Origin of the sequence: Bradyrhizobium sacchari, assembly GCF_002068095.1 — a bacterium.
Taxonomy (GTDB): domain Bacteria; phylum Pseudomonadota; class Alphaproteobacteria; order Rhizobiales; family Xanthobacteraceae; genus Bradyrhizobium; species Bradyrhizobium sacchari.
In genome coordinates this window covers 90,991-117,765 of sequence record NZ_LWIG01000069.1, presented here as the reverse complement: position 1 = coordinate 117,765, position 26,775 = coordinate 90,991, and the positions used below count along the sequence as shown (strand labels likewise).

General features: G+C 65.5%; 23 protein-coding genes and 1 pseudogene. 10 read left to right on the top strand and 14 right to left on the bottom strand.

The features are described from left to right. The first annotated feature begins 69 nt into the window (after positions 1-69). On the top strand, positions 70-315 hold the full coding sequence (locus A5906_RS40160) for a PilZ domain-containing protein (RefSeq protein WP_026312067.1): 246 nt from the start codon (positions 70-72) through the stop codon (positions 313-315). Between the two features lie 184 nt (positions 316-499). Here A5906_RS40160 and A5906_RS40155 read toward each other — a convergent pair whose 3' ends face one another. From A5906_RS40155 to cobS, 6 genes are all read right to left on the bottom strand, one after another. Next, positions 500-907: a hypothetical protein gene (locus tag A5906_RS40155; RefSeq protein ID WP_080140575.1), complete on the bottom strand. Its 408-nt coding sequence runs from the start codon at positions 905-907 to the stop codon at positions 500-502. Positions 908-1,222: 315 nt separating this feature from the next. Beyond that, a complete protein-coding gene (locus A5906_RS40150) occupies positions 1,223-2,335 on the bottom strand; it encodes an NADH:flavin oxidoreductase/NADH oxidase (protein WP_080140574.1) in 1,113 nt (370 codons plus the stop codon). A 306-nt stretch (positions 2,336-2,641) separates the two neighbouring features. Continuing rightward, entirely contained in the window at positions 2,642-3,337 is a 696-nt protein-coding gene (locus A5906_RS40145; protein ID WP_080140573.1) for a hypothetical protein, read from the bottom strand. A 76-nt stretch (positions 3,338-3,413) separates the two neighbouring features. Continuing rightward, complete coding sequence (locus A5906_RS40140) at positions 3,414-4,484, bottom strand: esterase-like activity of phytase family protein (RefSeq protein ID WP_080140572.1); 1,071 nt, start codon at positions 4,482-4,484, stop codon at positions 3,414-3,416. Further along, positions 4,481-6,385: a cobaltochelatase subunit CobT gene (gene cobT, locus A5906_RS40135; protein ID WP_080140695.1), complete on the bottom strand. Its 1,905-nt coding sequence runs from the start codon at positions 6,383-6,385 to the stop codon at positions 4,481-4,483. Before cobT ends, A5906_RS40140 begins: the two co-directional genes overlap by 4 nt. A gap of 143 nt (positions 6,386-6,528) precedes the next feature. After that, a complete protein-coding gene (gene cobS / locus A5906_RS40130; RefSeq protein ID WP_025032652.1) occupies positions 6,529-7,527 on the bottom strand; it encodes a cobaltochelatase subunit CobS in 999 nt (332 codons plus the stop codon). A 295-nt stretch (positions 7,528-7,822) separates the two neighbouring features. Between cobS and A5906_RS40125 the strand changes: the two genes are divergently transcribed. Beyond that, positions 7,823-8,482: a DedA family protein gene (locus tag A5906_RS40125; protein WP_080140571.1), complete on the top strand. Its 660-nt coding sequence runs from the start codon at positions 7,823-7,825 to the stop codon at positions 8,480-8,482. 11 nt (positions 8,483-8,493) lie between these two features. Here A5906_RS40125 and A5906_RS40120 read toward each other — a convergent pair whose 3' ends face one another. Both A5906_RS40120 and A5906_RS40115 read right to left on the bottom strand, forming a co-directional pair. Further along, a complete protein-coding gene (locus tag A5906_RS40120; RefSeq protein ID WP_080140694.1) occupies positions 8,494-8,874 on the bottom strand; it encodes a nuclear transport factor 2 family protein in 381 nt (126 codons plus the stop codon). A gap of 71 nt (positions 8,875-8,945) precedes the next feature. Continuing rightward, positions 8,946-9,680 carry an SDR family oxidoreductase gene (locus A5906_RS40115; protein ID WP_080140570.1) on the bottom strand — a complete coding sequence of 245 codons (735 nt, stop codon included), beginning with the start codon at positions 9,678-9,680 and terminating at the stop codon, positions 8,946-8,948. 111 nt (positions 9,681-9,791) lie between these two features. On the opposite strand from A5906_RS40115, the gene A5906_RS40110 reads away from it, so the two are divergent. Beyond that, complete coding sequence (locus tag A5906_RS40110; RefSeq protein ID WP_080140569.1) at positions 9,792-10,763, top strand: LysR family transcriptional regulator; 972 nt, start codon at positions 9,792-9,794, stop codon at positions 10,761-10,763. Between the two features lie 133 nt (positions 10,764-10,896). Here A5906_RS40110 and A5906_RS40105 read toward each other — a convergent pair whose 3' ends face one another. Beyond that, entirely contained in the window at positions 10,897-12,126 is a 1,230-nt protein-coding gene (locus A5906_RS40105; protein ID WP_080140568.1) for a citrate/2-methylcitrate synthase, read from the bottom strand. Between the two features lie 81 nt (positions 12,127-12,207). Here A5906_RS40105 and A5906_RS40100 point away from each other — a divergent pair, with 81 nt between their 5' ends. Further along, positions 12,208-13,302, top strand: coding sequence for a citrate synthase/methylcitrate synthase (locus A5906_RS40100; RefSeq protein WP_080140567.1), 1,095 nt, complete (start codon positions 12,208-12,210; stop codon positions 13,300-13,302). A 207-nt stretch (positions 13,303-13,509) separates the two neighbouring features. On the opposite strand, the gene A5906_RS40095 is transcribed toward A5906_RS40100, so the two are convergent. Beyond that, positions 13,510-14,139, bottom strand: coding sequence for a J domain-containing protein (locus A5906_RS40095; protein WP_080140566.1), 630 nt, complete (start codon positions 14,137-14,139; stop codon positions 13,510-13,512). Between the two features lie 156 nt (positions 14,140-14,295). Between A5906_RS40095 and A5906_RS40090 the strand changes: the two genes are divergently transcribed. Beyond that, the gene (locus A5906_RS40090) at positions 14,296-14,565 is read left to right on the top strand and encodes a BolA family protein (protein ID WP_136615858.1); all 270 of its coding nucleotides are present in this window, start codon (positions 14,296-14,298) and stop codon (positions 14,563-14,565) included. A gap of 89 nt (positions 14,566-14,654) precedes the next feature. On the opposite strand, the gene A5906_RS40085 is transcribed toward A5906_RS40090, so the two are convergent. From A5906_RS40085 to A5906_RS40075, 3 genes are read right to left on the bottom strand one after another with little or no spacing between them, the layout of a single operon-like run. After that, positions 14,655-15,959: an HlyC/CorC family transporter gene (locus A5906_RS40085; protein ID WP_080140564.1), complete on the bottom strand. Its 1,305-nt coding sequence runs from the start codon at positions 15,957-15,959 to the stop codon at positions 14,655-14,657. Between the two features lie 19 nt (positions 15,960-15,978). Next, a complete protein-coding gene (aroB, locus tag A5906_RS40080) occupies positions 15,979-17,127 on the bottom strand; it encodes a 3-dehydroquinate synthase (protein ID WP_080140563.1) in 1,149 nt (382 codons plus the stop codon). Next, on the bottom strand, positions 17,124-17,747 hold the full coding sequence (locus tag A5906_RS40075; RefSeq protein ID WP_080140562.1) for a shikimate kinase: 624 nt from the start codon (positions 17,745-17,747) through the stop codon (positions 17,124-17,126). The genes aroB and A5906_RS40075 overlap by 4 nt, the downstream gene beginning before the upstream one ends. Before the next feature lie 209 nt (positions 17,748-17,956). Here A5906_RS40075 and A5906_RS40070 point away from each other — a divergent pair, with 209 nt between their 5' ends. The 4 genes and pseudogenes from A5906_RS40070 to A5906_RS45885 form a co-directional block, all read left to right on the top strand. Continuing rightward, positions 17,957-18,103, top strand: a complete 147-nt coding sequence (locus tag A5906_RS40070) for a histidine kinase (protein ID WP_080140561.1) — start codon at positions 17,957-17,959, stop codon at positions 18,101-18,103. Positions 18,104-18,120: 17 nt separating this feature from the next. Further along, positions 18,121-19,080 (top strand): site-specific tyrosine recombinase XerD, encoded by a 960-nt coding sequence (gene xerD / locus A5906_RS40065; protein ID WP_080140560.1) that lies wholly within the window; start codon positions 18,121-18,123, stop codon positions 19,078-19,080. 303 nt (positions 19,081-19,383) lie between these two features. After that, positions 19,384-20,346 carry an acetyl-CoA carboxylase carboxyltransferase subunit alpha gene (locus A5906_RS40060; RefSeq protein WP_080140559.1) on the top strand — a complete coding sequence of 321 codons (963 nt, stop codon included), beginning with the start codon at positions 19,384-19,386 and terminating at the stop codon, positions 20,344-20,346. A 330-nt stretch (positions 20,347-20,676) separates the two neighbouring features. Continuing rightward, positions 20,677-22,065, top strand: a pseudogene (locus tag A5906_RS45885) (L,D-transpeptidase family protein); the annotation flags it as partial. A 517-nt stretch (positions 22,066-22,582) separates the two neighbouring features. Here the strand turns inward: A5906_RS45885 and secA are convergent. Then, the gene (gene secA / locus A5906_RS40050) at positions 22,583-25,423 is read right to left on the bottom strand and encodes a preprotein translocase subunit SecA (protein ID WP_080140558.1); all 2,841 of its coding nucleotides are present in this window, start codon (positions 25,421-25,423) and stop codon (positions 22,583-22,585) included. Between the two features lie 352 nt (positions 25,424-25,775). On the opposite strand from secA, the gene A5906_RS40045 reads away from it, so the two are divergent. After that, entirely contained in the window at positions 25,776-26,690 is a 915-nt protein-coding gene (locus tag A5906_RS40045) for a peptidylprolyl isomerase (protein ID WP_080140557.1), read from the top strand. Positions 26,691-26,775: the final 85 nt, after the last annotated feature.

Sequence of the window (26,775 nt, the reverse complement as noted above, 5' to 3'; positions counted from 1 at the left end):
GATCTTTCGGAAAACCGCTTCACACTTTTCGAAGATCATGCCGACAGCGGAGTTGGAGGAGATGTGCCAATGCATCCGCGTAAATATGCCCGCGTGAAACCCGCAGGCCTGGTGTCCCGCCAGGCCAAGATCATCACCGACCCACGCGCGCCGGTGATCCCCTGCACGCTGATCGACTATTCGCCGGGCGGGGCCTGCGTCGATCTCGGCGGCCAGGTGCAGATCCCCGATCGCTTCGAGCTGCTGCACGTCAACACCAAGAAGCGCTGCCGCATCGCGTGGAAGCGCGGCACGCGGGTGGGCGTGGTGTTTTAGAGGGACGTCCTTCTTACTGCAGATCAAAAACAGCGCCGGGCACTCCGCTCGGCTCCCTCCCCCCTTGCGGGGAAGGGTTGGGGAGAGGGGGCCGACCAAACGGTGCTGGTGATTTGCGAGGTCACGGCAACAGAGTGGGAACGCAGTGTGCTTGCGGCACGATCTCTTCCGACAATCAAGAAAGCTACTTCCGCATCCGCGCCTTGGCGCCGGCGATGATCTGCATGGCAACGCCGCCGGTCCAGCCGACCAGGACGAGCCAGCTCCAGGCCATGTGCGGGTCGAGGCGGAGCACGATGACGGCGACGGAGGCGAGCGCGGTGAGCGTGGCGCAGAGCGTGCCGGCGGAGCTCAGAAACTCGGCGGCGTCGATGGAACTGTGCGCCTCGTCGAACGGCATCTGCGGCGTGTCGATGCCGAGATAGAAGCCGACCGCGCCGAGCAGCATCATCAGCAGAAGGAAGCCCTGGGTGGTCAGGTGCGCGATCGCCGATCCGACATATGCGCCGACGAACAGCCCGCACGCGGCCCCCGCCATCGCGAGGCCCACGCGCTCGAACACGTGGGCAGTTTTGCGAACACCAAACCGCATGGCCGGCCTCCGTGAGGCGTTGACTCCCAGAGAGGGTAGGCCAGTTTTGCGGTGCGTGGAAGGTGAGGCGAGTTACGGATGCGTGAGGAGTAACTCTTATGGGGGCGACGAACTAGGCGTGTGACGCACGCCTGCCTTCCACCGTCGTTGCGAGCGAACGGGTCCGTGCGAAGCGCGGCCCGATGAAATGGTCCGCGAAGCAATCCAGAGACTTTCCACGGAGGGATTCTGGATTGCTTCGCTGCGCTCGCAATGACGGAGGGTGCGGGGCGGTCATCGCGCCGCAGGTGCAGCAGGTACGCTGCGAACGCCCCCTCACCGCGCTCCGAACGTGGTCTTGCCGAACAGCGCCTTTTGCGTCGAGGGCTGCGAGCGCCAGTATTGCGGTGGGGCTTCGACTTCGCCGCCGAGCTCGGCGGCGGCGTGCCAGCCCCAGCGGGGGTCGTAGAGCATGCCGCGGGCGAGCGCGACCATGTCGGCCTTGCCGCCAGCTACGATCTCCTCGGCGTGCTTCGCCTCGGAGATCAGGCCGACGGCGATGGTGGTCACTCCCGTCTCGCGGCGGATGGCCTCGGCGAACGGCACCTGATAGCCGGGGCCGAGCGGAATCTTCTGCAGCGGCGAGACGCCGCCGGAGGAGGCATCGATCCAGTCGATGCCGCGCGCCTTCAGCGCGTTCGCGAATTCGATGGTCTGCGGCAGATCCCAGCCGCCCTCGACCCAGTCGGTCGACGACACCCGCATGCCGATCGGCTTGTCGGCGGGGAACACCGCGCGCACGGCGTCGTAGATCTCGAGCGGGAAGCGCATGCGGTTCTGCAGGCTGCCGCCATATTCATCCGTGCGCCGGTTCGAGATCGGCGACAGGAACTGATGCATGAGATAACCGTGCGCGCCGTGCAGCTCGATGGCGTCGATGCCGAGCCGGTCGGCGCGCTTCGCACAGTCGACGAAGGCGTCGCGGATGCGCTTCAGGCCCGCTGCGTCCAGCGCCAGCGGGGCGGCCTCGCCCTCCTTGTGCGGCAGCGCCGAGGGCGCCACCGTCTGCCAGCCGCCTTGCGATTCCGGAATGAGCTGGCCGCCGTCCCAGGGCCGCGCGCTCGACGCTTTCCGCCCGGCATGGGCAAGCTGCATCGCGATCGCGGTGGAGGAATGCTTGCGCACCGAGGTGAGGATCTGCTTCAGCGCGGCCTCGCAGGCATCGCTGTAGAGCCCGAGGCAGCCCGGCGTGATGCGGCCGATCGCCTCGACATGGGTCGCCTCGATGCAGAACATCGACGCGCCCGACAGGCTGAGATTGTTGATGTGAGTGAAGTGCCAGTCCGTGGCGACGCCGTCGTCGGCCGAATACTGGCACATCGGCGACACCATGATGCGGTTCTTCAGCGTCAGGCCGCGCAGCTTGATCGGGGAAAACAGGGCGCTCATGCGGGGAGTTCCGGAGAAGGAGGGATGGAAGCGATTGCATGAAGTTTAGTCGGTCGATGGCGAATTGCCAGTTGCGCAGGCGGCATGGCCGCTGTTGAGGCCATGCATGCGGGTTACTGCAGTCTCAGCTGTCATCCCGGGGCACGCGAAGCGTGAGCCCGGGATCCATAGCCACGGAATCGTGTTTGGCGAAGATTGGCAGCGACGAGTCTTCGCCAAACCTCTCCCTGTGGTTATGGGTCCCGGGCTCGCGCTGGCGCGCCCCGGGACGACGGGGGCGATTGAGACACGACCTCGCGGGAACGATTACCGCTGGAAAACCCCGAGCCGCAGCTTGCCGATGCGGTTGCGCTTCCCCCGCCCGATCCTCACAGTGGCGTGGGCCGCAAACTCGATCGAATAGCGGCCGTCCTCCATTCTGGTCACGCTGCAGAGCTCGTCGATCTTGTCGGCCAGCGTCCTGTCGTCCTCGACGAACAGACGGTAGTCGTTGAAGTCGTAGCGGCGCGGCCCCCGCCACGTTACCGTGGGGACATAGGTGCGCATGTCGCCGTCGGTCTTGACCACGACGGTGCGGCCGGTCGCCTTGCGAAACAAGTCCGGCGTCCCGATCAGCCGCGCGCGGTCGCCCTCGATCGCATAGATGTTCAGCGTCATGATGTGACGCTCGGTACGGAAGGAGACCGCGACATAGCGCGAGTCGGGCGACCACTCCGCGTAATAGGCGTCGGCATCGGTGTCGAGATTGTTCTCGTGGCTGATGTTGTCCAGCACCGCCAGTCGGCGATGCTGCGGCTCCGACATCAGATAGGCGTGAAACCTGTCGTGCGCGCCCTCGCCTTCGCCATGGACGGCGATGGCGAGCCGCTGGTTCGGCGCCCACCCGCCCGCGATGATGGGGTACTCGCCCTTCGCATAGGTGTGCTCGGCCGTGGCGTGCGCCTGCGGTGACGCGGCAAGCAGGATGAGGAGCGCGGCAGCGATGGCGCGGAGCTGGGGCATGGCGGTTTGTCGCGGCATATTGCGCGGACGTTCACTTCGTCGTCGCCCAGGCCTTCGCCAGGACCACGGCGGAGAACTACTCCACCAGCGTGAACTGCAGCAGCAGCGTGCGCTGGAGCATGGAGAAATTGTCGTCCGAGACCAGCGTCAGCACGGTCTCGCCCTCGGCGGTGACGTGGGCATCGATGCCTTCCATGTTGTCGATCTCCTGGCCAAGATCGGCCTTGAACAGCGCGGGGCCGTCGACCACCGCGCCCGGCGCGATGGACTTGAGCGGGATCGAGCGGATGCGGATGTCGACGCCGGTGAACCAGGAGAATTTGCGTTCGAGGATCAGGAGCTCGCCGGAGGGCAAGAGCACCGCGTCGCTGATGTCGAACTTCTCGGTCCGGCGCACGCTGAACTGGCCGGGCGTCGGACCGCCGATCAGGAAGGCGAGTAGATTGCCGTCGGCGTCCAGCCCGCGCTCGGAGAACGCGATCAGGCTGCCGGCGAGAGGCTGGCCTTTCGGCACCAGGACCAGCGCTTCCAGCCCCTTGTTGTGCGGCAGCTTGCGCACACCAGGGGGCACCGGGATCGGCTCGCCGCGGGCGCGGACGCCGCCCTTGGCGAAATCATAGCGCAGGATCTGGTTGACGCGCTCGAGCCCGACATAGACGAGGTTGCCCTCGCGCGTCAGCGATTCCGAATCCCACCACATGCGCTTTTCGGTGATCGGCCGCCCCTCCGCGCCCAGCAGCGGCGCGGCCTCGACGTCGTCGAGTCCGGCCATGGCCTTGCCGGAATAACGGATGCGGCCGGTGAACCAGCCGCCCTGGTCGGAGATCGCGAGGAAGCGCTCGCCCCTGGCGTCGAGCCGGATGCCGGAGAGGCCGCCAAAGCCGCGAAAAGGCGAGGTCAGCACCAGGCCGCTGCGATAATCCAGCGAACCGAAGCGCGTGCGCGAGCGGTCGCGCGGCTCGAAACTCGGAATCTGGCGCGCATTGACCTCGATGCTGACGGGGTCCGTGACGGCATGCTCGACCTGGAGCGGGCGCGGCGGCGGCTCGGTCGCCGCTTGCGCCCGCGCGAGGCGCGAGGTCGCCAGAAAGGAAAATCCCGCCGCCGCGTGGCCAAGAAAGCTGCGGCGGGATGGGTTCGTGCTCACGAATGCAGTTTGCGTCGCGGGCGACCGGCCGGCTGGGTTGGTGCGGTGTTGGTCTCACTGAAGAGCTCGGCGAGCTTTTCGGTGATGGCGCCGCCGAGTTCTTCGGCGTCCACGATCGTCACCGCGCGGCGGTAGTAGCGCGTCACGTCATGGCCGATGCCGATCGCGATCAGCTCGACCGGCGAGCGGGTCTCGATCTCCTCGATGATGTGGCGCAGGTGCCGCTCGAGATAATTGCCGGGATTGACAGACAGCGTGGAATCGTCGACCGGCGCGCCGTCCGAGATCATCATCAGGATCTTGCGCTGCTCGGCCCTCGCCAGCAGGCGCTTGTGCGCCCAGTCCAGCGCCTCGCCGTCGATGTTCTCCTTCAGCAGCCCCTCGCGCATCATCAGGCCAAGATTTTTCCGCGCACGGCGCCAGGGGGCATCGGCGGACTTGTAGATGATGTGGCGGAGATCGTTGAGGCGACCGGGATTGGCCGGCTTGCCGGCGGCAAGCCACGCCTCGCGCGATTGCCCGCCCTTCCAGGCGCGCGTGGTGAAGCCGAGGATCTCGACCTTGACGCCGCAACGTTCCAGCGTGCGCGCCAGAATGTCGGCGCAGGTCGCCGCGACCGTGATCGGGCGGCCGCGCATCGAGCCGGAATTGTCGAGCAGCAGCGTCACCACGGTGTCGCGGAACGTCGCCTCCTTCTCGTGCATGAAGGACAGCGGGTGATAGGGATCGGTGACGACGCGCGACAGGCGTGCGGGGTCCAGGATGCCCTCTTCGAGATCGAACTCCCAGGCGCGGTTCTGCTGCGCCATCAGGCGGCGCTGCAGCCGGTTGGCAAGACGGGCGACGATGCCCTGCAGATGCGCGAGCTGCTTGTCGAGATAGGCGCGCAGGCGCTCCAGCTCGTCATGGTCGCAGAGGTCTTCGGCGGCGATCACCTCGTCGAACTTCGGCGCGAAGGCGTGATATTCCGGCCCGCGCGGCTCGTTCCTGCCGTGCGCGTTCGGACGCGTCGCCTCGCCAGGCGTCTCGTCGTCGCCGAGCTCGCCGTCGTCGAAGGTGTCGGAGGTCGAGGCCTGCGCGCTTTCCATCGCGCTCTCGCTCATCTCTTCCGAGCTCGCCTGCGCCTGGTCGGCGCTCATCTCCTGCGCGGCATCGGAATCGGGCGAGCCTTCGGCGCCGGACTGGTCGTTGTCGCCGTCCTGGTTCTCGTCGTTGTCCTCATTGTCCTCGCTGTCGGCATTGCGCTCGTCGCCGAGCTCGAGCGCCGAGAGCAGGTCATGCACGGCGTCGCCGAACCTGGCCTGGTCCTCGACCACACCGTCGAGCCGGTCGAGCCGCTTGCCGATCTTGTCTTCGAGGATCGGACGCCAGAGATCGACCATCTTCTTGGCGGCCGTCGGCGGCGCCATGCCGGTGAGGCGCTCGCGCACCAGCATCGCCAGCGCGTCGGCCAGCGGCGCATCGGCGCGGTCGGTGATCTCGTCGAACTTGCCGCGATGGAAATGGTCATCGAGCATCGCGGTGAGGTTCTTGGCAACGCCCGCCATCCGGCGCGCGCCGATCGCCTCGACCCTCGCCTGCTCCACCGCCTCAAACACGCCGCGCGCCTGCGGATTGCCGGGCATCAGCTTGCGATGAACCTTGGGATCGTGACAGGCAATCTTGAGCGCGATGGAGTCGGCGTGGCCGCGCACGATGGCGGCGTCACGCTTGGTCATCTTGCGCGCCGGCTCCGGCAGCCGCGCCTTGCCGGGCGCAAGGCCCGGGCGCTCGGCGGCAAAGGAGACGTCGAGCTCGGGCGATTTCGCGATCGCCTTGAGGCAGGAGGCCACGGACCGCTTGAACGGCTCGGTCGGCGCTTCCTTGCTGCTGCGGAATTTGGAGTTGGAGGTGGTGCTCATCTCGATCTCACCGTCGTCCCGGCGAAAGCCGGGACCCATAACCACCGGCGGTCATTGCGTCAGGAGAAACTAACCGCGTCGCTTCACTGATACATCACGCGGTATGGGTCCCGGCCTTCGCCGGGACGACACACCGGGACAGATCAGGACAGCGCCACGTTGACCGCCGATTCCGGCAGCTCCGCATTGAAGCAGCGCTGATAGAACTCGGCGACCAGGGGACGCTCGAGCTCGTCGCACTTGTTGAGGAAGGTGACGCGGAAGGCGAAGCCGATATCGCCGAAGATGTCGGAGTTTTCCGCCCAGGTGATCACCGTCCGCGGGCTCATCACCGTCGACAGATCGCCGTTGGCGAAGGCGTTGCGGGTGAGATCGGCAAGGCGCACCATCTTGTTGACGATGTCGCGGCCTTCCTGGGTGCGATAGTGCTTGGCCTTGGCCAGCACGATCTCCACTTCCTCGTCATGGCTGAGATAGTTCAGCGTGGTGACGATCGACCAGCGGTCCATCTGGCCCTGGTTGATCTGCTGGGTGCCGTGATACAGGCCGGAGGTATCGCCGAGGCCGACCGTATTCGCCGTGGCGAAAAGCCGGAAGGCCGGATGCGGCTTGATCACCTTGTTCTGGTCGAGCAGCGTCAGGCGGCCCGAGACTTCGAGCACGCGCTGGATCACGAACATCACGTCCGGGCGGCCGGCGTCGTATTCGTCGAACACCAGCGCGACATTGTTCTGCAGCGCCCAGGGCAGGATGCCGTCGCGGAATTCGGTGACCTGCTTGCCGTCGCGGACCACGATGGAGTCCTTGCCGACGAGGTCGATACGGCTGATGTGGCTGTCGAGGTTGACGCGCACGCAGGGCCAGTTCAGGCGCGCGGCGACCTGCTCGATATGGGTGGATTTGCCGGTGCCGTGATAGCCGGTCACCATCACCCGGCGGTTGCGCGCGAAGCCGGCGAGAATGGCGAGCGTGGTGGCGCGGTCGAAACGGTAGTCGGAATCGACTTCGGGCACATGAGGATCGACTTCGGAATAGGCCGGCACTTCGAGATCGCTATCGATCCCGAACACCTGGCGGACCGACACCTTCATGTCGGGCAGACCGGAAACTTCCTCAACTTTGGACAGGGCGGCGGTCGTCATCAATCCTCCGAGGTCCCGGGCGATCCCGAGACCAGTTATTGCACGTTGGCTGCGGCTGGGTGCACTTTCGAACCTATCAGAGACAACGTGCCGGCAGAAGCCCGCCCCTCAATCAAAGTTCCGTTGTCTTTTCATTTAGATAGGTGAGGAACGCAGTTTTTGGAGGGCTGCCTTGCGAATCGCGCTCGAATTTCGGGCGGGGTAACGGGGCTGCCCACGCAAATGGCACTTTCACCGCCTCTCCCTACTTATGTAGGGTCCGAACCGAAAAGCCCCAGCCCACCACAGAGACGACGTGACATCCTTCCTCGATCCCTTCATCGCGTTCGTTTCGGCCCATGCGTGGCTGGCCTATCTGACCCTGTTCCTGGCGGCGCTGCTGGAGGCCGTACCGGTGGTGGGATCGGTCATCCCCGGCTCGACCATCATCCTGGCACTCAGCGCCCTGGTTCCGGGCGGCGAGCTGAAGTTGCCCTGGGTGCTGCTGGCCGCCGCCCTCGGCGCGGTGCTGGGCGACGGCTCGGCCTATTGGGTCGGACACCGGCAGCAGCGCGAGATCCTCAACACCTGGCCGCTGACCAACTATCCCCGGGTGGTCGCCGAGAGCGAAAGCTTCTTCAAGCGCTTCGGCACCTGGGCCGTGTTCTTCGCCCGCTTCGTGCCGCCGATCCGCGCCTTCGTGCCGGTGACCGCCGGCGCGCTGGGGATGTCGCCCACCAGATTCTATACAGTGAACATCCCGGCGATCCTGGTCTGGGCCCCCGCCCATGTGCTGCCGGGCGTGCTGGCGGTCTCGGCGCTGCACGAATATGCCGGGCTGCATCATCATGGGCATGTCGGCAAGCATATCTGGATGCTGACCGTGGTTGCCGTGGCGATCGTAGGCGGCGTGGCGGTGTGGCTCTATCGCCGCCGGAATGGTGGTGGCGTCGCGGAGGCGAAGCCCCGAGGTTAGAGGCGGCGACGCTACTTGCTCTTCTGCGCATTGAGTAGCACCCATAGCCGCGCGATCTTACCGCCTTCAATTTCGGCCACGTCCGCCCCCGTCACCGCGACCGGCCCGTCCTCGGGCCCCGCGTGCCAAGCCAGATGCGCCAGGCCATGATGCCCGACAGCGATGCCGTCGGGGATAAAACGGAACGTCGGCCCGAACTGCTTCAAAAGGTTTGCGGCAACACGCGAAATTTCTGCCCGTCCCTGAACGATATCCGTCGGCTCGTACATGACTGGCTCCTCAACGAACAGTTCGGCGATGGCGGTTCGACGTTTGTCGTCGTCCCGCTCGTTGAAGACGCGCTCCAGATTTGAGCGCAGCAGATGGTCGAAATCGATATCGTCGGTCGTCATCTCGCGGCCTTTCGTAATCTCATCTTGTTGGGGGCGGCGCCGCGGAAACAAAGCCGCGGACACAGGGACAATCAGATCAGACGCGCACCGCCATCGACATGCAGCGTCTCGCCGTTCATGAATTCGTTGCTCATCAGGAAGACCACGGCATTCCCGGCGTCCTGCGCAGTGCCAACACGGTGCAGCGGAAGCTTTTCTTTCAGCGCCGCCACGTAGGCATCACGGCCCTCGCCAAGCGTGCGTGCAAGGAGCGGGGTGTCGATCGTCCCAGGCGACAAGGTATTCACGCGGCGTGGTGCCAGCTCCAGCGCAAGGCCGCGGGCGAAGGCCTCCATCGCAGCGGAGGCGGCCGCGAGCACGGACGTGCCATATGCGTTGGGTCGATCGGCCAGGGCTCCGGAAATGAACGTGACGGACCCGTCGGCAGCGAGCCGGTCCCCGAGGCTTCGCAACACATGCACGGCCGCCCAGATTCGCTCATCGAAGGCGCGGCGCAGGTAGGCGACATCTGCCTCCAACACTTTGCCTGCGACGAAGCTGCCCGCAAGCAGTACGAGATGGTCGACTTGCGGGATGTCGGCAAGGGCGGTGGCAAGGGTCTCGGGCTTGGTCACGTCCGCAGCCCGCCAGCCGGCGAATCCGTTCTCCGCGGCAACTCGCTCGGCTCCGGCGGCGTCGAAACCGATAACGATAACCTTGGCGCCCGCCGCTTTGGCCTGCTGCGCGGCAGCCAGGCCGATGCCGGAAGTGCCGCCGAAGATGACGACGTTGCGATCTTTGAGGGTCTGCGGAGCAGGGTCGGTCACGGGAGTCGGTCCTTTCAAGCGCGGGCGCGCAACGCGCCGCCGATGAATGGAAACCTAGGCCAATGAGTTTTACTTGAAAATTGAGCCAGTCTTCGGTTTTGTTATTCCATCATGGCACAAATCGCCCTCGATCGACTGACCGGTCTCATCGCGTTTGCCCGCTCCGGCTCGCTTGGCAGCTATTCAGCCGCCGCGCGTGCACTTGGTGTCTCGCCATCTGCGATCAGCAAGAGCGTGCAACGGCTGGAGCAGCACCTCGGCCTGCGCCTGTTCAGCCGCACGACGCGCTCGCTTACTCTGACGCCAGAGGGGCGGGACCTGCACGAGCGGACGCTGCGGCTTTTGCGCGAGGCGGACGCGATCGAGCAAGCGGCGGTGGCGGCGCGTTCCGAACCTGCCGGCACGCTGAGGATCGCCGCGCCGCTACCTATCGGCGTGAATATTCTCTCGCCGGCCCTGCCACGCTTTCGGCAACGCTATCCAAAGCTCATGATCGAGTTGCGGATCGGCGACCGCTACGTTGATCTGATCGAAGAGGGCATCGATGTCGCGATCCGCGTCGGCGATCTCGCGGACTCCCGGCTGATCTCGCGTCAGCTCGCGCCGCACCGCATCTGCGCTTTCGCTTCCCCCGGCTATCTGGCCCGGCGCGGCACGCCGATCCATCCGGACGAACTGGTCAACCATGACTGTGTGAACTTTCGCTTCCAGAGTTCGGGCCAGACATTTCGCTGGCCCTTCCTCATCGGCGATCGCCTGGTCGAGATCATGCCCGACGCGGCCATCATCACCGATGTTAGCGAGGCTGTGGCCACCGTCATTGCGTCGGGCGGCGGCATCGGTGTTACCCCCACTTTCGTCGCAGCTCCTTATGTCAGACGCAACGAACTCGTACCCGTCCTGCAAGATTTCGTCGTCCCTAGAACCAACATCACCGCGTTATGGCCGGAAAGCCGTCGAGGCAATCCAAACGTGAAGGCCTTCGTCGCGTTCCTGGGTGAGGTTTTTCCGCCGGATCCGCCATGGGACGACGTATTTGCCAGGGCCCCAAGGTCGGGGACCACGAGAGGGCCGAAGCCCTGAGGTTCGCGACGGCATCGGCTCGCGAATCGACTGTGCGCTCTTGCCACGAGGCCGGAGGCCGGCGCGGACCTCCGTTTCGAAGCGTCACAACAAACATCACAAGTGGGGTCTCGCGGACTTGTGGATACACCCCTTAGCCCTTCGGCGGCGTAGCTCGCGCCCTCCGTCCCGGCGCCGGCCCCACATACCTCGCCCGCGGGCGGATCAGCTTGCCGTGCTGTAGCTGCTCGCTGGCATGCGCGATCCAGCCGACGCTGCGGGCCATCGCGAACAGTGCAAGCTCGCTGCCCGCCGGCAGGCGCAGGGCGTGCACGAGCACGGCGAGCGCGTAGTCGATGTTGACGAACTCGCCGGTCGCTTCAATGATCCGTTCCGGCACTTCCCTGGTGAATTTTCGCGGCGCACCGGCGCGCGAGAGTGCGTTGAGCAGCGATTGTGCGCGGGGATCGCCGCGCTTGTAGACGCCGTGGCCGAAGCCGGCAAAACGCTCGCCGAGCGCGACACGCTCGCGTACCACGGGTTCGACGTCGCGATCGACCAGCGTCTTGACGAGCTGCGATGCCAGCACGCCCGCGCCGCCATGCTTTGGCCCCTTCAGCGCGGCGAGACCGGCGATCACGGAGTCATAGAGGTTGAGGCCGGTCGAGGCCGCGCAGCGGGCGGTGAAGGTCGAGGCGTTCAGCTCATGATCGGCGAGCAGAACGAGTGCGCGGCGGATCAGATCGGGCGCATGCTTGTTGTCGGGCGCCCAGACGCGCGCGACCTGCTGATGCAGCGGCTCGCCCGAGGCTTCTGCATTGAGCATGGTCGCGACCAGGAGGCGGACGATGCGCGCGCCGACCATGGCGCGACCGTCGGGGGCGCGTGTGAAGGCGCGGGGATCGGCGCCGGCGGCGAGCGCGAGCACCGCGATGGCGCGATCGATCGGCGCGGCGCGGCGCGCAGCTTCCGCGATCGTGCGCATCTCCTTGGAGACCTCGGGCTGATTGTCGGGCGCGAAGGGATCGACGCCGGCGACGTCCCAGAGCAGCGTCGCGGCGTGCTCCAGCGTGTCGTTCTCGGCGAGATCGACGCAATTGACGCCGCGATAGATCGCGCCGTCCTCGGTGATGGTCGAGATCTCCGTGTCCATCACCGGCAAATCGGCATCGAAGCTGCGCAGGCCCCGCGGCTCCGGCGATGGCACCCGGCGCTCCTTGAGGGCGCGGACGTCCTCGGCGCGGTAGCGATTCTTGCGCGAGTCCGGCGTCGGCTCGGAGCGGATCAGGCCGCGGCTGACATAGGCGTAGAGGGTGGCCGGCGAGATCGCGAGCTCGGCGGCGGCCTCCCGCGCGGAGAGGTAGAGCCCTTCCGAATTATTCATATTGATTGATGTAATCAAGATTGATCAATCTGTCGAGAGGGCCGACCTTTCCCTGCGTGCAATGCAAAAGGGAGATTGGCCATGAATATCCACCTCACCAAAAGCCAGATCGGGCTGGATGGCGTTCCCGCGGCCGAGACCGTGCTGAGCCATGTCGACGGCGAGCGCGGCGAGCTGATCATCGCCGGCGAGCATGTCGGCCGCCTCGCCGCCAAATCGAGCTTCGAGGGCGTCACCGCCCGGCTCTGGAACGGCGCCAGCAGGACCACACTCAGCGAAGCCAATGTGCGGGCGAGCCTGGGCGCAGCGCGCGAGCGCGCCTTCGCGCGGCTGGACGAGTTGCTGCCGGCAACGCGTGGCATGGGCATCGTCGACGGGTTTCGCGCGGCGGTCGCCGGTCTTCGCGCCGAGCACGGGCTCGAGCACGAGGCGACCATCGTCGGCGCGTTTCCGGTGATCGCGGGTGCGCTGGTGCGGCGCGCCAAGGGGCTCGCGCCGGTCGCGCCCGATCCGAACGTGAGCCATGCCGCCGACACGCTGCGCTTGCTGCACGGACGCAGCCCCGCAGCGCGCGAGGTCACGGCGCTGGACGCCTATCTCGTCACCGCCAGCGACCACGGCATGAACGCCTCGACCTTCACCGCGCGCGTGGTGGCTTCGACGCAGGCCGATCTGTTCGCCGCGGTGACCGCCGGCTATTGCGCGCTCACCGGCCCGCTGCATGGCGGCGCGCCGGAACCGGTGCTCGAAATGCTGGACGCGATCGGCTCGCGCGAGCGCATCCAGCCGTGGGTGGATGCGGCACTGGCGCGCGGCGAGCGGATGATGGGCTTTGGCCACCGCGTCTATCGCGTGCGCGATCCGCGCGCCGACGTGCTCAAGACCGCGGTCGAGGCACTGGCGTCCAATGGCACCGACCTGCCGTTCGCCGGCGAGGTCGAGGCCTATATCCGCAGCGCGCTGCGCAAGAAGAACCCGGACCGGCCGCTGGAGACGAATGTCGAGTTCTTCACCGCGATCCTGCTCGATGCGCTGGCCATCCCGCGGCAGGCGTTCACGCCGATCTTCGCGGTGGCCCGCAGCGCAGGCTGGACCGCGCATGCGCGCGAGCAGCAGCGGACGGGGCGGTTGATCCGGCCGAGTTCGTCCTATGTGGGGGCGATGCCGGAGGGGTGATCCGTGACCGAGTGAGACGCGATGACGGAGCGATACACTCCGTCGTCGTCCCGACGAAGGCCGGGACCCATACCGCGTGATCTATCGATGAAGGTAGATGTGAGTACCACGGCAAGACTCTTCACTGCGAGTCTTCGCCAAACTACTCCCTGGGGTTATGGGTCCCGGCCTTCGCCGGGACGACACCCAGGGCTAGGCTGGAGGCCCTTACGCCTCCCGCACCACCGTCTTCAGATAATTATACGCCTTGATGATCTCGATCAGGCGGTCTTCGGTCGAACGGTCGCCGCCATTGGCGTCGGGGTGGTGCTGCTTGACCAGCGCCTTGTACTTGCTCTTGACGTCGGCGAGCGTGGCGTCGGGGCCGAGGCCCATGACCTGAAGCGCCTTGCGCTCGGCGTTCATCACCTTGCGCGTCTCGGCCTTGGGCGGGGCGTCCGGGCCCTTGCGCCAGTTGGCGCGGCCGTTGATCTCCGAGAACATGCTGAAAGGATCGGACGCCATGTCGATCTCTTCCGCACCCTTCTTGCCGCCATTGGCGCCCATCTTCCAGGTCGGGCGGTGACCGGTCAGCGCGTCCTTCTGGTAGCGCGCGACGGCGTCGGCATTCATGCCGGAGAAGAAATTGTAGTTCTGGTTGTACTCGCGCACATGGTCGAGGCAGAAGTGCCAATACTCACGCTGGTTCTCGCGGCCCTTCGGCGCGCGATGCGCGCCCTTGTTCGTGCAGCCCGCCCACTCGCAGTTGACCACGGTGTCGCGCGGCTTCACCTCCGGCTGCTTGCCTCGCGGCTTCACGCGGATGGAGTCGAAGAACTTTGATGAATCGATCGGCATGGCTGACTTTGACTACGCAATGCAAAAACCTTCAAGTCTTGACATTGCATTTAGCTGCTAACCCGTAGCCGAAGTTTCACTTCGACGTCTTCAGAACGGCCGCCAGAGGCGGCCTACGGCATTGACGGGGCGCGACGACGCACCTTAATGGCACTCATGGTTATGAAAGATACTATCAGCAACAAGTTGCAGGAAGCTTTCACCCCGGAAAGCCTCGAGGTCGTCGACGAGTCACATTTGCATGAGGGCCACGCCGGCCACCGGCCGAGCGGCGAGACGCACTTTCGCGTTTATATCGTGTCTGATGCCTTCAAAGGGAAGACCCGGGTCGAGCGCCATCGCATGATAAATTCGGCGCTGGCTGCGGAACTTTCCGGCAGCGTGCACGCGCTGGCGATCCATGCGCAGGCGCCGGGGGAAAATTAGTCCAGTCATTCCGGGGGCTCGAAGAGCCGAACCCGGAATCTCGAGATTCCGGGTTCGATGCTGCGCATCGCCCCGGAATGACTGAGGGTCTAAAACGACGTCCCCGCCCTTCTCGGCCTGGGTTCTTCCATCTCCGCCTCACGCGGCACCGGTGAAATACGGAGCGCGGTGATGCGGTTGCGCTCGCGGCGAAGGACGCGGAAGCGGAAGCCGTGGAACGTAAAACTCTGGCCGCGATCGGGGATCGAGCGCGCCTCGTGAATAACGAGGCCGGCGACCGTGGTTGCCTCTTCGTCGGGCAGGTGCCAGTCCATGGCACGGTTGAGGTCGCGGATCGGCACCGAGCCGTCGACCACGACCGAGCCGTCCGGCTGGGCACGCACGCCGGCGACCACGACGTCGTGCTCGTCGGAGATGTCGCCGACGATCTCCTCAAGAATGTCTTCCAGCGTCACGAGGCCTTCAACTTCACCGTACTCATCGACGACGAGCGCGAAATGGGTCTTGCGGCGGCGGAACGCCTTGAGCTGCTCGGCGAGCGGCCGCATCTCCGGCACGAACCAGGGCGGCAGCGCGATGGTGGAGACGTCGATGCGCGAGGTGTCGCCGTCGGAGGCGCGGATCGCGCGCAACAGGTCCTTGGCGTGAAGCACGCCGATGATGTTTTCCGGCTTCTCGCGCCAGAGCGGAATGCGGGTGTATTCGGTCGCCAGCACCTCGCGCACCAGATCGTCCGGCGGCAGGTCGGCGTTGATCATCATCATCTCGGTGCGATGGATCATGACGTCGGAGACCTGGAGCTCGCGCAAATCGAGCAGGCCGCCGAGCATGTCGCGGTCCTGTTTCTCGACCTTGCCCTCGTGGTGCAAGAGGTCCACCGCGCCGCGCAGGCGCTCGGTCGGCGACAGGATCGCCTGATGCTCGCCGGCAAGGCCGAACAGCCGCATCAGCAGGCGCACGATGACTTCGACGACCTTGAGCAGCGGCCCCAGCACATACATCGTCAGCCGCATCGGGCGCGCAACCGCGAGCGCCATGCGATCCGGCGCATTGATGGCGATGGTCTTCGGCAGCACTTCGGCGAAGATCACGACCAGGGCGGTCATCACGCCGGTCGCATAGAGCACGCCGACATCGCCGAACCACGACGTGAAGATGCCGGTTGCGAGCGCGGATGCGCCGATATTGGCGATGTTGTTGCCGAGCAGGAGGGCGCCGATCAGGCGCTCGCGCATGTCGAGCAGCTGCGAGACGACGTCGGCGTCGCGGTTACCCTGCTTGGAGAGCCGCAGCATGCTGGCGCGCGAGGCGCCGGTCAGCGCGGTCTCGCTCGCGGCGAAGAACGCCGAGACCAGCAGGCAGAGGACGACGATGGTGAATCCGAGCCAGTCCATGCACCACTCAACAGAACGTTCACGCTTTTTGCGCGAGCTTCTCTTTCAGGAAATCGCGCACCGGCGCCGGCTCGACGTCCTTCGCGATGACGGCGCGCCCGACGGCTTCCAGCAGGATGAAGGTGAGCTTGCCGCGCTTGACCTTCTTGTCCTGCGCCATCAGGGCCATCAGCGCGTCGGCGTCGGCAAGACCTTCCTGGGCAAAGCCGGCGATGTCCTGCAAACGGGTCGGCAGGCCGGCCTCGATCAGGTGTCGCCCGACGCGCGCGGCATCAGCCTCGCCGATCATGCCGAGCTTCGCCGAGAACTGCGCCGCCAGCGTCATGCCGATCGAAACGCCCTCGCCATGGAACAGGCGGTCGGAGAAACCGGTCGCCGCTTCCAGCGCGTGGCCGAAGGTGTGGCCGAGATTGAGCAGCGCGCGCTCGCCGGTCTCCCGCTCGTCGCGCGAGACGACGCCGGCCTTGGCGCGGCAGGAGGTCGCGATCGCATGCTCGCGGGCCGAGCCGCCCTTGAAGATGTCGGAATGGTTCTTCTCCAGCCAGGTGAAGAAGGCCTCGTCGCCGAGCACGCCATATTTGGCGACCTCGGCATAGCCGGCGCGGAACTGGCGCGGCGACAGCGTGTCGAGCACGGCGGTGTCGGCGATGACCAGCACCGGCTGGTGGAAGGCGCCGAGCAGATTCTTGCCCTGGGGCGAGTTGATGCCGGTCTTGCCGCCGACGGATGAATCGACCTGCGCCAGCAGCGAGGTCGGCACCTGCACGAAATCGACGCCGCGGCGCAGGATCGCCGCGGCGAAGCCGGCGAGGTCGCCGACCACGCCGCCTCCGAGCGCGATGACGAGATCGTTGCGCTCGATCTTCGCGGCGATCAGGGCTTCGCTGACCTTTTCCAGGCCCGCATAGGTCTTGGAGATCTCGCCTTCCTCGACCACGATGCGCGAGGTCGGAATGCCGGCGGCAGCAAGGGATGCCTCGGCCGGCTCGAGCCAGTGTTTTGCAACGGTGCGGTCGGTGACGATGGCCGTGCGGACGCCCGGCCGCAAGGCCGCGACGCGCTCGCCCAGCGAAGACAGCACGCCGCGGCCGATGACGATGTCATAGGCGCGGTCGCCGAGCGCGACGTCGACCTTGACGGGATCGGAGAGTTTCAAGGGCGCGGTCATCGTGCGGCACTCGCAACGTCGACAGGGGGTGGGGCGGGCTGCTCGCCGCAAAGATGGGCGTGCAGCGTCTCGATGCACTCCTCGACGATCTTGTCGTGCGGCACGTCGCGCGAGGCGATGGTGAGGTCGGCCTTGCCGTAGATCGGCTCGCGCTCGGTGAGCAGGCGCGTGACGGTTCCTTCCGGATCGGCGGTCCGGAGCAGCGGACGATCGGCGCGTCGGCGCACGCGGCGCATGATGACGTCGTGCTCCGCCCTGAGCCAGATCGAGATCGCCTTGGCGGCGATGCGGGTCCGCGTCTCCTCGCGCATGAAGGCGCCGCCGCCGGTCGCCAGCACTACCGGGCCGCCCTCGAGCAGGCGCGCGATCACGCGGGCCTCGCCGTCGCGGAAATGCGCCTCGCCGTGGCGCTCGAAGATTTCCGGTATGGTCATGCCGGCCGCCGCCTCGATCTCGGTGTCGGCATCGACGAAGGGCAGCTTGAGCCGGAGAGCCATGCGGCGGCCGATGGTGGATTTGCCCACGCCCATCATGCCGACGAGCACGATCGAGCGCGCGCCGAGGGCCGACAGGATGTCGGCTTCGGGCGAAGCAGGAATCGGCAACGCGGCGTCGGACATGGATATTGCTCTGAATCTCGCTTTCTGGATCTCACTCGATCTGCCGCCAAAGGCGGCACGGTTTGGCCACCTATACGACCCCGCAAGGACCCTCGCCAGTGGACTCTTGCCACGAAACGGCGAACATGTTGGATGATTTCATTGGTTAATTTGCCCGCCAAGCCCACTATCAAGTCCAGTATCAAGTCCCCTGCAGAGACCCCAGACCGATGCCCAGCCTGTTCCGCTTCCTGACGGTCGTCGCCGTGATCGCCGGCATCGTCTATGGCGTGATTTTCGCGCTGGCGAACTTCGTGAGCCCCAAGCCGCGGGAAATGACGGTGACGATCCCGCCGGATAAGTTTCTCAAGAAATAGCAGCTAGGCTCCGGGGCATGCGCGCAAAGCCCTCCGACAGCAAGCTCACCGGCCTGTTCCTCGACATGCTCGCGGCGGAACAGGGCGCCGGCCCCAATACGCTCGATGCCTACCGCCGCGACCTCACCGATTTCTCGGAGTTTTTGGGCCGGGTCGGCCACAGTTTTGCGGACGCGGAGACGCAAGTCCTGCGCGACTATCTCGCCGATCTCGACGCCCGCGGCTTCAAATCCACCAGTGTCGCGCGCCGCCTGTCGGCGATGCGGCATCTCTACCGCTTCCTGCTGAACGAGCGGATCCGCACCGACGATCCCGCCGCGATCCTGTCCGGTCCGAAACGCGGCCGCGGCCTGCCGAAGGTGCTGTCGATCGCCGATGTCGACCGCATGCTTCGCCGCGCCAAGGAATTGAGCGAGGCGGAAGATGCCTCGGCGTCGAAACGACTGCGGGCGTTGCGGCTTTATTGCCTGCTCGAGGTACTCTACGCCACAGGGCTGCGCGTCTCCGAATTGGTGGCGCTGCCGCGCTCGGCGGCGAAGCGCGATGCGCGCATGATCGTGGTGCGCGGCAAGGGCAACAAGGAACGCCTGGTGCCGCTCAACGAGGCCTCACGGCAGGCGATGGCGGACTACCTCGCCGCGACGGAAGCCGCGAAAACCGAGAAGAAGAAAGACAGCCTCGCCGCCTCAAAATGGCTGTTCCCCTCCTTCGGCGAGAGCGGACATCTGACGCGCCAGCACTTTGCCCGCGACCTCAAGGAGCTCGCGGTCGCCTCGGGCCTGCAGGCCCGGCTGGTCTCTCCCCACGTGCTGCGCCATGCCTTCGCCAGCCATCTGCTCCACAACGGCGCCGATTTGCGCATCGTGCAGACGCTGTTGGGTCACACCGACATCTCGACCACGCAGATCTACACCCATGTGGTCGAGGAGCGGCTGAAGAGCCTGGTGCGCGACCTGCACCCGCTGGCGGAGAAGTAATCGGGTCTCGTGCCCCCGGCTCTGCGGCGCAGCGTGAAACGGTGCGCCGCAGAGCCGGGGCCCAGGCCGCTTGGGTCCCGGCTCTGCGCAGCAGCGCTGTAGAGCGTCCGGGACACGGGAGCTCAACCGGGACGATGAAACCGCCTTGACTTCGACCACATCTCCGCAGAAAGAGCCGGGGCTTCACGACTGATTTGGCCGACTGCGACCAGTGCACAAGCCAACTCGTTGAAGAAGCTACACTTCTTTCCGCGGCCCCAACCTCGCTTCGCTTCTCTCGCCCCGTCCCCCTATATTGAGTTGATGCAAGACCAGATGCGCAGCTATCTCGACTTCGAAAAGCCCGTCGCCGAGCTCGACTCCAAGGTCGACGAATTGCGCGCGCTCGCCGCCTCCGGCACCGACATCAGCGACGAGATCGGCCGGATCGAGGACAAGGCGGCGCAGGCGCTGGCGGACCTCTATACGAACCTGACGCCATGGCAGAAGACGCTGGTGGCGCGGCATCCGCAACGGCCGCATTTCAACGACTTCATCAAGGGCCTGATCACCGAATTCACCCCGCTCGCCGGCGACCGCAAGTTCGGCGAGGACGAGGCGCTGGTCGCCGGCTTCGGCCGCTTCCGCGGCGAGCCGATCTGCGTGATGGGCCAGGAGAAGGGCGATTCCACCGAGAGCCGCATCCGGCACAATTTCGGCATGGCGCGGCCCGAGGGCTATCGCAAATGCGTGCGGCTGATGGAAATGGCCGAGCGGTTCGGCCTGCCGGTGCTCTCGCTCGCCGATTCCGCCGGCGCCTATCCCGGCATCGGCGCCGAGGAGCGGGGACAAGCCGAGGCCATCGCGCGCTCGACCGATGCCTGCATGGCGCTGACCGTGCCCAACGTCGCCATCATCACCGGCGAGGGCATGTCCGGCGGCGCCATCGCCATCACCACCGCCAACAAGGTGCTGATGCTGGAGCACGCCATCTACAGCGTGATCTCCCCGGAAGCGGCGTCCTCCATCCTCTGGCGCGACGGCACCAAGGCGCAGGAAGCCGCCAACAACATGAAGATCACCGCCCAGGACATGCTCCGCTTCGGGGTGATCGACAGCATCCTGAAGGAGCCGGTCGGCGGCGCCCACCGCGACCCCGCCGCCATGATCGCGACCACCGGGGACGCCATCGCCAAGGCCTTCGACGAGCTCAAAGGCCTCGACGGCGACGCCATCCGCAAGCAGCGGCGGCAGAAATTCCTGGAGATCGGCCGGAAACTGGGCTAATTCGGCTTTTCACCCCCGGTAACCCCGCGTTAACCCTTTTTTTGCCCAAATCGGCGATCTCAGTCCGGATTGGGCCGAAAAGCCCAAGTAAGGCCCAAAGTCGCGTCCATTTAGTCTCTGTTGACCATGCCACTGGGCCAACGCCCTCGTGATCCCCGCTCGGGTTGCGACCACATGACCCAGAGGTTAGAATTTTAATCAATGGCTTCAGGGCATAAGCGCTGGAGCGTGGTCTGAACGAGCCCGCCATGGCGGGTGGTTTTCCGGTCGGATCATGCGCCAAAAGAATTGGGGTTCGCGCTCTCTGCCCGGCACGGTGTGGGGTCCATCTTGATTTCTCGTTCGCTTGCTCGCGCGCTCTTGGCTTCGGTTGCGCTGATGACGGCCGGCGTCATGCTGTCCGGCTGCGATACCGATCAGGTCTCGCTCGCGACCAACGCCAAGGCCAACCAGCCGGTGCCGCCAAAACTTCTCGCCGCGATGGTCGAGAAGGACATGGACCTGCAATCGCCGATCCTGGTGCGCTTGTTCAAACAGGAGGCCGAGCTCGAGGTCTGGAAGCAGACCCGCAACGGCCAGTTCGCGCTGCTCAAGACCTATCCGATCTGCCGCTGGTCGGGTGATCTCGGCCCCAAGGTGCGCGAAGGCGACCGCCAGGCGCCGGAAGGATTCTATTCGATCAATCCGAGCCAGATGAATCCGCAGTCGGCCTATTACCTCTCCTTCAACACCGGCTACCCGAACGCGTTCGACAAGGCGCTGGGCCGCACCGGCTCGCAGCTGATGGTGCATGGCGACTGCTCGTCGCGCGGCTGTTACGCGATGACGGACGAGCAGATCGCGGAGATCTATTCGCTCGGCCGCGAATCCTTCTTCGGCGGCCAGAAGGCGTTCCAGCTCCAGGCCTATCCGTTCAAGATGACGCCGGTGAACATGGCCAAGCACCGGAACAATCCGAACATGGCCTTCTGGAAGATGATCAAGGAAGGCTATGATCATTTCGAGGTGACGCGGCAGGAGCCGAAGGTCGATTTCTGCGAGAAGAAATACGTCTTCGATGCGACGAAGCCTGCCGACGCCAAGCGCGATCCGGTGTTCGACGCCTCGGCAAAATGCCCGGCCTATGTGATCCCCGAGGACGTCGCCAGCGCCGTGCGCGAGAAGCAGGCGCGCGATGAAGCCGAATACGCCAAGCTGGTCGCCAAGGGTACGCCGGTGGCGCGCATGAACACCGGCATCGATGGCGGCATGAACAAGATCTTCGCCGCCAAGATTCCGGAAGGCTCGACCGGCCTGTCGGAAGGCGCCGAAGGCACCACGTTGCAAATGCTGGCGATGGCGAAGGCGCCAGGCACGATCCCCGGACACGTCAATCCGCCCAAGCCGAATCTCGACGCGGTTGCGACCGCGCCTGCGCCGCAGGAAGAGCCGGTTGTCGCCGTCAGCGCGCCCGCCGCGAGCACCCGCGTCGCCGCGGCTCAGCCGGCCGAGAAATCCGGCGGCTTCTTCTCGAATCTCGGCCGCAAGATGGGCTTCAGTAGCGCCGACACCACGGCGACCACCACGCCTCCGCCGCCGCAGGCGACCGCGTCGGTGGCCCCGCCCACAACGTCCACCACGCCGCCGACCGCGGCATCGCGGCTGAAGGCCGCCGTGACGAGGTTCGTGCCTGGCCGCGACACATCCAAGGACGCCGCGAAGGATGTGCCGAAGCCGGCGNCCCGCCGAGCCGCCGAAGCAGCCCGACACCCGGCTCGCCCAGACGCGACCGGCGCTGAAGCCGTCGGTGAACGATGGTGCGGGTGACAGCGGGCAGATGGCGGGCGCCGCGCCGGTGGTGTCGTCGAACTCGTTCGACAGCCGCTTCGGGGCGGTGAAGTAAGGGGCGCTCGACCTTCGCTCCCGCTCTACAATCAGTTGTCATCGCCCGCTTGCGCGGGCATGACGCCGTGCTGCTCAATCATCCGACGCTGACCAAGATGATCTCGCGGCCGCCAGCTTCACGCGACAACTTCGCCTTGGGGTAATCGGTCCCGGCTTTCGCCAGCACGACCTTGTCGGGCCGAACCGTGCGCCACGCGCACGACCGTCATCGCCCGATTTAATCGGGCGATCCAGTATTCCAGAGAAGGATGTGATTGAGCCGAGAGGCCGCGGCGTACTGGGTCGCCCGGTCAAGCCGGGCGACGACGGCGGAAGCTGAGGCGCGAGCTTCGCGCCTCAGGCGTACTTCGCCTTACGCATACCGCCCGTGGCAGTGCTTGTACTTCTTGCCCGAGCCGCAGGGGCAATCCTCGTTGCGGCCGACCTTGCCCCAGCTGGAGGGGTTCTTCGGATCGCGCAGGGCGGCGTCGGTGGCCTGCGCGCCGAGCGTGACGCTGGCGAGGGCCATCTCGTCCTCGCCGGTGTTGGGGTCGAACTTGTGTGCTTCCATCGGCGGCAGGATGGGTGCTTCCTGCTCCGGCGGGACGATCTCGACGCGCATCAGCTGGGCGGTGACGGCCTCGCGCAGATGCGCGCTCATCTCCTGGAAGAGATTGAAGGCCTCGGTCTTGTACTCCTGCAACGGATCGCGCTGGCCGTAACCGCGCAGGCCAATGACCTGGCGCAGATGGTCGAGCATGATCAGATGCTCGCGCCAGAGATGGTCGAGCGTCTGCAGCAAAATGGTCTTCTCGACGTAACGCATCACGTCGGGACCCCATTGCGCGACCTTGGCCGCCATGTGCTCGTCGGCCTTGGTCTCGATGCGCGTGAGCAGCTCCTCGTCGGCGATGCCCTCTTCCTTGGCCCATTCGTCGACCGGCAGGTCGAGATCGAGCACGCGCTTCAATTCCTCCTTCAGCCCCGCGACGTCCCACTGCTCGGCATAGGCATGCTCGGGCACGTGCTTGGCGACGAGGTCGTCGATGAAGGCGTGACGCATGTCGGCAACGGTCTCGGCGACGCTGTCGTCCTTCATCAGGTCGACGCGCTGGTCGAAGATCACCTTGCGCTGGTCGTTCTGGACGTTGTCGAACTTGAGCAGGTTCTTGCGGATGTCGAAGTTACGGGCCTCGACCTTCTGCTGCGCCTTCTCGAGCGCCTTGTTGATCCAGGGATGGATGATCGCCTCGCCCTCCTGCAGGCCGAGACGCTGGAGCATGCTGTCGAGGCGATCCGAGCCGAAGATGCGCATCAGATCGTCTTCCAGCGACAGGAAGAATTTTGACCGGCCAGGGTCGCCCTGACGGCCGGAACGGCCGCGCAGCTGGTTGTCGATGCGGCGGGATTCGTGGCGCTCGGAGCCGATGATGTAGAGGCCGCCAGGCTTGTTCACGGTCTTGGCGGGCTTGGACCCCTTCGCCGGCTCGATCTCGACGATTTCTTCCGCTTTCAGCACGATGTCGCGGAAATGCGCAATGTCGGCCTTGATCTGCTCGATCTTCTTGGCCTTCTCGGCCTCGTCGGTGATCGCAGCGGTCTCCTGCTGGATGCGCATCTCCAGCGAGCCGCCGAGCTTGATGTCGGTACCGCGGCCGGCCATGTTGGTCGCGATCGTGATCGCGCCGGGCACGCCGGCTTCGGCGACGATATAGGCTTCCTGCTCGTGGAAGCGCGCGTTCAGCACCGCGAACAGCTTCGACGGCTTGCCGGCGCGGGCGGCGGCATAGAGCTTGTCGAGCGCGTTCTCCTTGCCGAAATCGATCTGCTTGTAACCGTGCGCCTTGAGGAATTCGGCGAGCACTTCCGACTTCTCGATCGAGGCCGTGCCGACCAGCACCGGCTGCAGCCGCGCATTGGCGCGCTCGATCTCGGCGAGGATGGCGGCGTATTTTTCCTTCTGGGTGCGGTAGACCTCGTCGTCCTCGTCGAGGCGCGCGATCGACAAATTGGTCGGGATCTCCACGACCTCGAGCTTGTAGATGTCGAACAGTTCGTCCGCTTCCGTCGCGGCCGTACCGGTCATGCCCGCAAGCTTCTCGTACATGCGGAAGTAGTTCTGGAAGGTGATCGAGGCCAGCGTCTGGTTCTCGGGCTGGACCTGGACGTGCTCCTTGGCCTCCAGCGCCTGGTGCAGGCCTTCCGAATAGCGGCGGCCCGGCATCATGCGGCCGGTGAACTCGTCGATGATGACGACCTCGTCGTCGCGGACGATGTAGTCCTTGTCGCGGGTGAACAGCGTGTGAGCGCGCAGCGCCTGGTTGATGTGGTGCACGACGGAGACGTTCTCGACGTCGTAGAGCGACTCGCCCTTGAGCTGGCCGGCGTCGCGCAGCAGCGTCTCGATCTTCTCCATGCCGGCTTCGGTCAGCGTCACCGTGCGCTGCTTCTCGTCGACCTCGAAATCGGTCTTGTCGAGCTTGGGCAGGAAGCCGTCGATGGTGTTGTAGAAATCCGAGCGGTCGTCGAGCGGGCCGGAGATGATCAGCGGCGTGCGCGCTTCGTCGATCAGGATGGAGTCGACCTCGTCGACGATGGCGAAGAAGTGCGGCCGCTGGACCATGTCCTCGAGCCGGTACTTCATGTTGTCGCGTAAGTAGTCGAAGCCGTATTCGTTGTTGGTGCCGTAGGTGATGTCGCAGGCATAGGCCGCCTTGCGCTCGGCATCGTCGAGGCCGTGCACGATCACGCCGGTGGTCATGCCGAGGAAGCCGTAGATCTGGCCCATCCAGCCGGAGTCGCGGCGGGCGAGGTAATCGTTGACAGTGACGACGTGGACGCCCTTGCCGGCGAGCGCATTGAGGTAGACCGCGAGCGTTGCGACCAGCGTCTTTCCTTCACCGGTCTTCATCTCGGCGATGTCGCCCTCGTGCAGCACCATGCCGCCGATCAGCTGGACGTCGAAATGGCGCTGGCCGAGCGTGCGCTTGGCGGCCTCGCGCACGGTGGCGAAGGCGGGCACCAGGAGGTCGTCGAGGGTCTTGCCTTCGGCGAGCTGCTTCCTGAACTCGGCGGTGCGGGCCTTGAGCTCGTCGTCGGAGAGTTTGACGAGCTCGGGCTCCAGCGCGTTGATCGCGTTGACGCGGGACTGATATCCCTTCACCCGCCGGTCGTTGGCGGAGCCGAAAAACTTGCGGGCGAGCGCGCCGATCATGCCTAGTTCCTGTGTTCGCGATTCAACCGCGTTGCAGCCAAGAAGTTGTCACCCGCCTGCCTATCAACTCACCGTGACGCCTGATGGCATCAGAGCCCGAACTGCGGGGGTCATCCGCCATATGGGTGGGAATTTTGCAAGTCTGGGTTCAACGGCCAAAAACGCAGCAAAATAAACGCCATCGCCATGGTCGCGACCGGGCAGAGATATGGCCCGGTCAGGGCCTTGTCAACGGCGGCCGCGTTGCGGCTAATTCATCATTTTGACAGACTTTTCGCGTTGCCAAGCCCCCCTGATTGGGCGAGTGTCCGCCCCGCTCGAGCAGCCCCCTGCTTCAACAAAAGGATTTTCCATGACCACCTCGTTCCCGGTAACCACCGGCCAGCGTTTCCGCCATGCGTCCGCCCTGGCTGGCAGCCTCGCTCTGGCGCTGACCCTGGCGTTCGCGGGCCCGCTCCGGGCGGCCGACGATCCGGTGCTGGCGAAGGTCAATGGCGCTGAAATCAAGAAGAGCGACGTTGCCATGGCCGAGGAGGAACTCGGACCGAGCCTCGCCCAGATGGACCCGGCGACCAAGGACGAGAACGTCCTGTCGTTCCTGATCGACATGAAAATCGTGTCCAAGGCCGCCGAGGACAAGAAGGTTGCCGACAGCGAGGAGTTCAAGAAGCGCCTGGCGTTCGCTCGCAACCGCCTGCTGATGGACAGCCTGCTGGCCAACGAGGGCAAGACCGCCACCACCCCGGACGCCATGAAGAAGGTCTATGAGGAGGCCTCCAAGCAGATCACCGGCGAGCAGGAGGTGCGCGCCCGCCACATCCTGGTCGAGACCGAGGACGAGGCCAAGGCGGTGAAGGCCGAGCTCGACAAGGGCGCCGATTTCGCCGAGCTCGCCAAGAAGAAGTCCAAGGATCCGGGCTCCGCCGACGGCGGCGACCTCGGCTTCTTCACCAAGGAGCAGATGGTGCCGGAATTCTCGGCCGTGGCCTTCGCGCTCGAGCCGGGCAAGATCTCCGAGCCGGTGAAGTCTCAGTTCGGCTGGCACATCATCAAGGTCGAGGAAAAGCGCGCCCGCAAGGCGCCGGACTTCGAGCAGGTCAAGGCGCAGATCGAGAACTACGTCACCCGCAAGGCCCAGGCCGACTACGTCGCCAAGCTGCGCGCGGAGGCCAAGGTCGAGCGGCTGGACCAGCCGGCGGCGGACGCGAAGCCCGCTGACGCAGCCAAGCCCTCCGACAGCAAGATGGCTCCGCCGGCGAAGAAGTAAGAATTCGCTGTCACTTCACGGACGCCGATAGTATCTAACGTCGCAATGGCCGGGCAAATGCCCGGCCATCTGCATATCCAGACCT

Coding starts and splice junctions, on each gene's coding strand:
- A5906_RS40160 (WP_026312067.1), top strand. CDS start 70: ATGCATCCGCGTAAATATGCCCGCGTGAAACCCGCAGGCCTGGTGTCC.
- A5906_RS40155 (WP_080140575.1), bottom strand. CDS start 907: ATGCGGTTTGGTGTTCGCAAAACTGCCCACGTGTTCGAGCGCGTGGGC.
- A5906_RS40150 (WP_080140574.1), bottom strand. CDS start 2,335: ATGAGCGCCCTGTTTTCCCCGATCAAGCTGCGCGGCCTGACGCTGAAG.
- A5906_RS40145 (WP_080140573.1), bottom strand. CDS start 3,337: ATGCCCCAGCTCCGCGCCATCGCTGCCGCGCTCCTCATCCTGCTTGCC.
- cobT (WP_080140695.1), bottom strand. CDS start 6,385: ATGAGCACCACCTCCAACTCCAAATTCCGCAGCAGCAAGGAAGCGCCG.
- cobS (WP_025032652.1), bottom strand. CDS start 7,527: ATGACGACCGCCGCCCTGTCCAAAGTTGAGGAAGTTTCCGGTCTGCCC.
- A5906_RS40120 (WP_080140694.1), bottom strand. CDS start 8,874: ATGACGACCGACGATATCGATTTCGACCATCTGCTGCGCTCAAATCTG.
- A5906_RS40110 (WP_080140569.1), top strand. CDS start 9,792: ATGGCACAAATCGCCCTCGATCGACTGACCGGTCTCATCGCGTTTGCC.
- A5906_RS40105 (WP_080140568.1), bottom strand. CDS start 12,126: ATGAATAATTCGGAAGGGCTCTACCTCTCCGCGCGGGAGGCCGCCGCC.
- A5906_RS40100 (WP_080140567.1), top strand. CDS start 12,208: ATGAATATCCACCTCACCAAAAGCCAGATCGGGCTGGATGGCGTTCCC.
- A5906_RS40095 (WP_080140566.1), bottom strand. CDS start 14,139: ATGCCGATCGATTCATCAAAGTTCTTCGACTCCATCCGCGTGAAGCCG.
- A5906_RS40090 (WP_136615858.1), top strand. CDS start 14,296: ATGGTTATGAAAGATACTATCAGCAACAAGTTGCAGGAAGCTTTCACC.
- A5906_RS40085 (WP_080140564.1), bottom strand. CDS start 15,959: ATGGACTGGCTCGGATTCACCATCGTCGTCCTCTGCCTGCTGGTCTCG.
- aroB (WP_080140563.1), bottom strand. CDS start 17,127: ATGACCGCGCCCTTGAAACTCTCCGATCCCGTCAAGGTCGACGTCGCG.
- A5906_RS40075 (WP_080140562.1), bottom strand. CDS start 17,747: ATGTCCGACGCCGCGTTGCCGATTCCTGCTTCGCCCGAAGCCGACATC.
- A5906_RS40070 (WP_080140561.1), top strand. CDS start 17,957: ATGCCCAGCCTGTTCCGCTTCCTGACGGTCGTCGCCGTGATCGCCGGC.
- xerD (WP_080140560.1), top strand. CDS start 18,121: ATGCGCGCAAAGCCCTCCGACAGCAAGCTCACCGGCCTGTTCCTCGAC.
- A5906_RS40060 (WP_080140559.1), top strand. CDS start 19,384: ATGCAAGACCAGATGCGCAGCTATCTCGACTTCGAAAAGCCCGTCGCC.
- secA (WP_080140558.1), bottom strand. CDS start 25,423: ATGATCGGCGCGCTCGCCCGCAAGTTTTTCGGCTCCGCCAACGACCGG.
- A5906_RS40045 (WP_080140557.1), top strand. CDS start 25,776: ATGACCACCTCGTTCCCGGTAACCACCGGCCAGCGTTTCCGCCATGCG.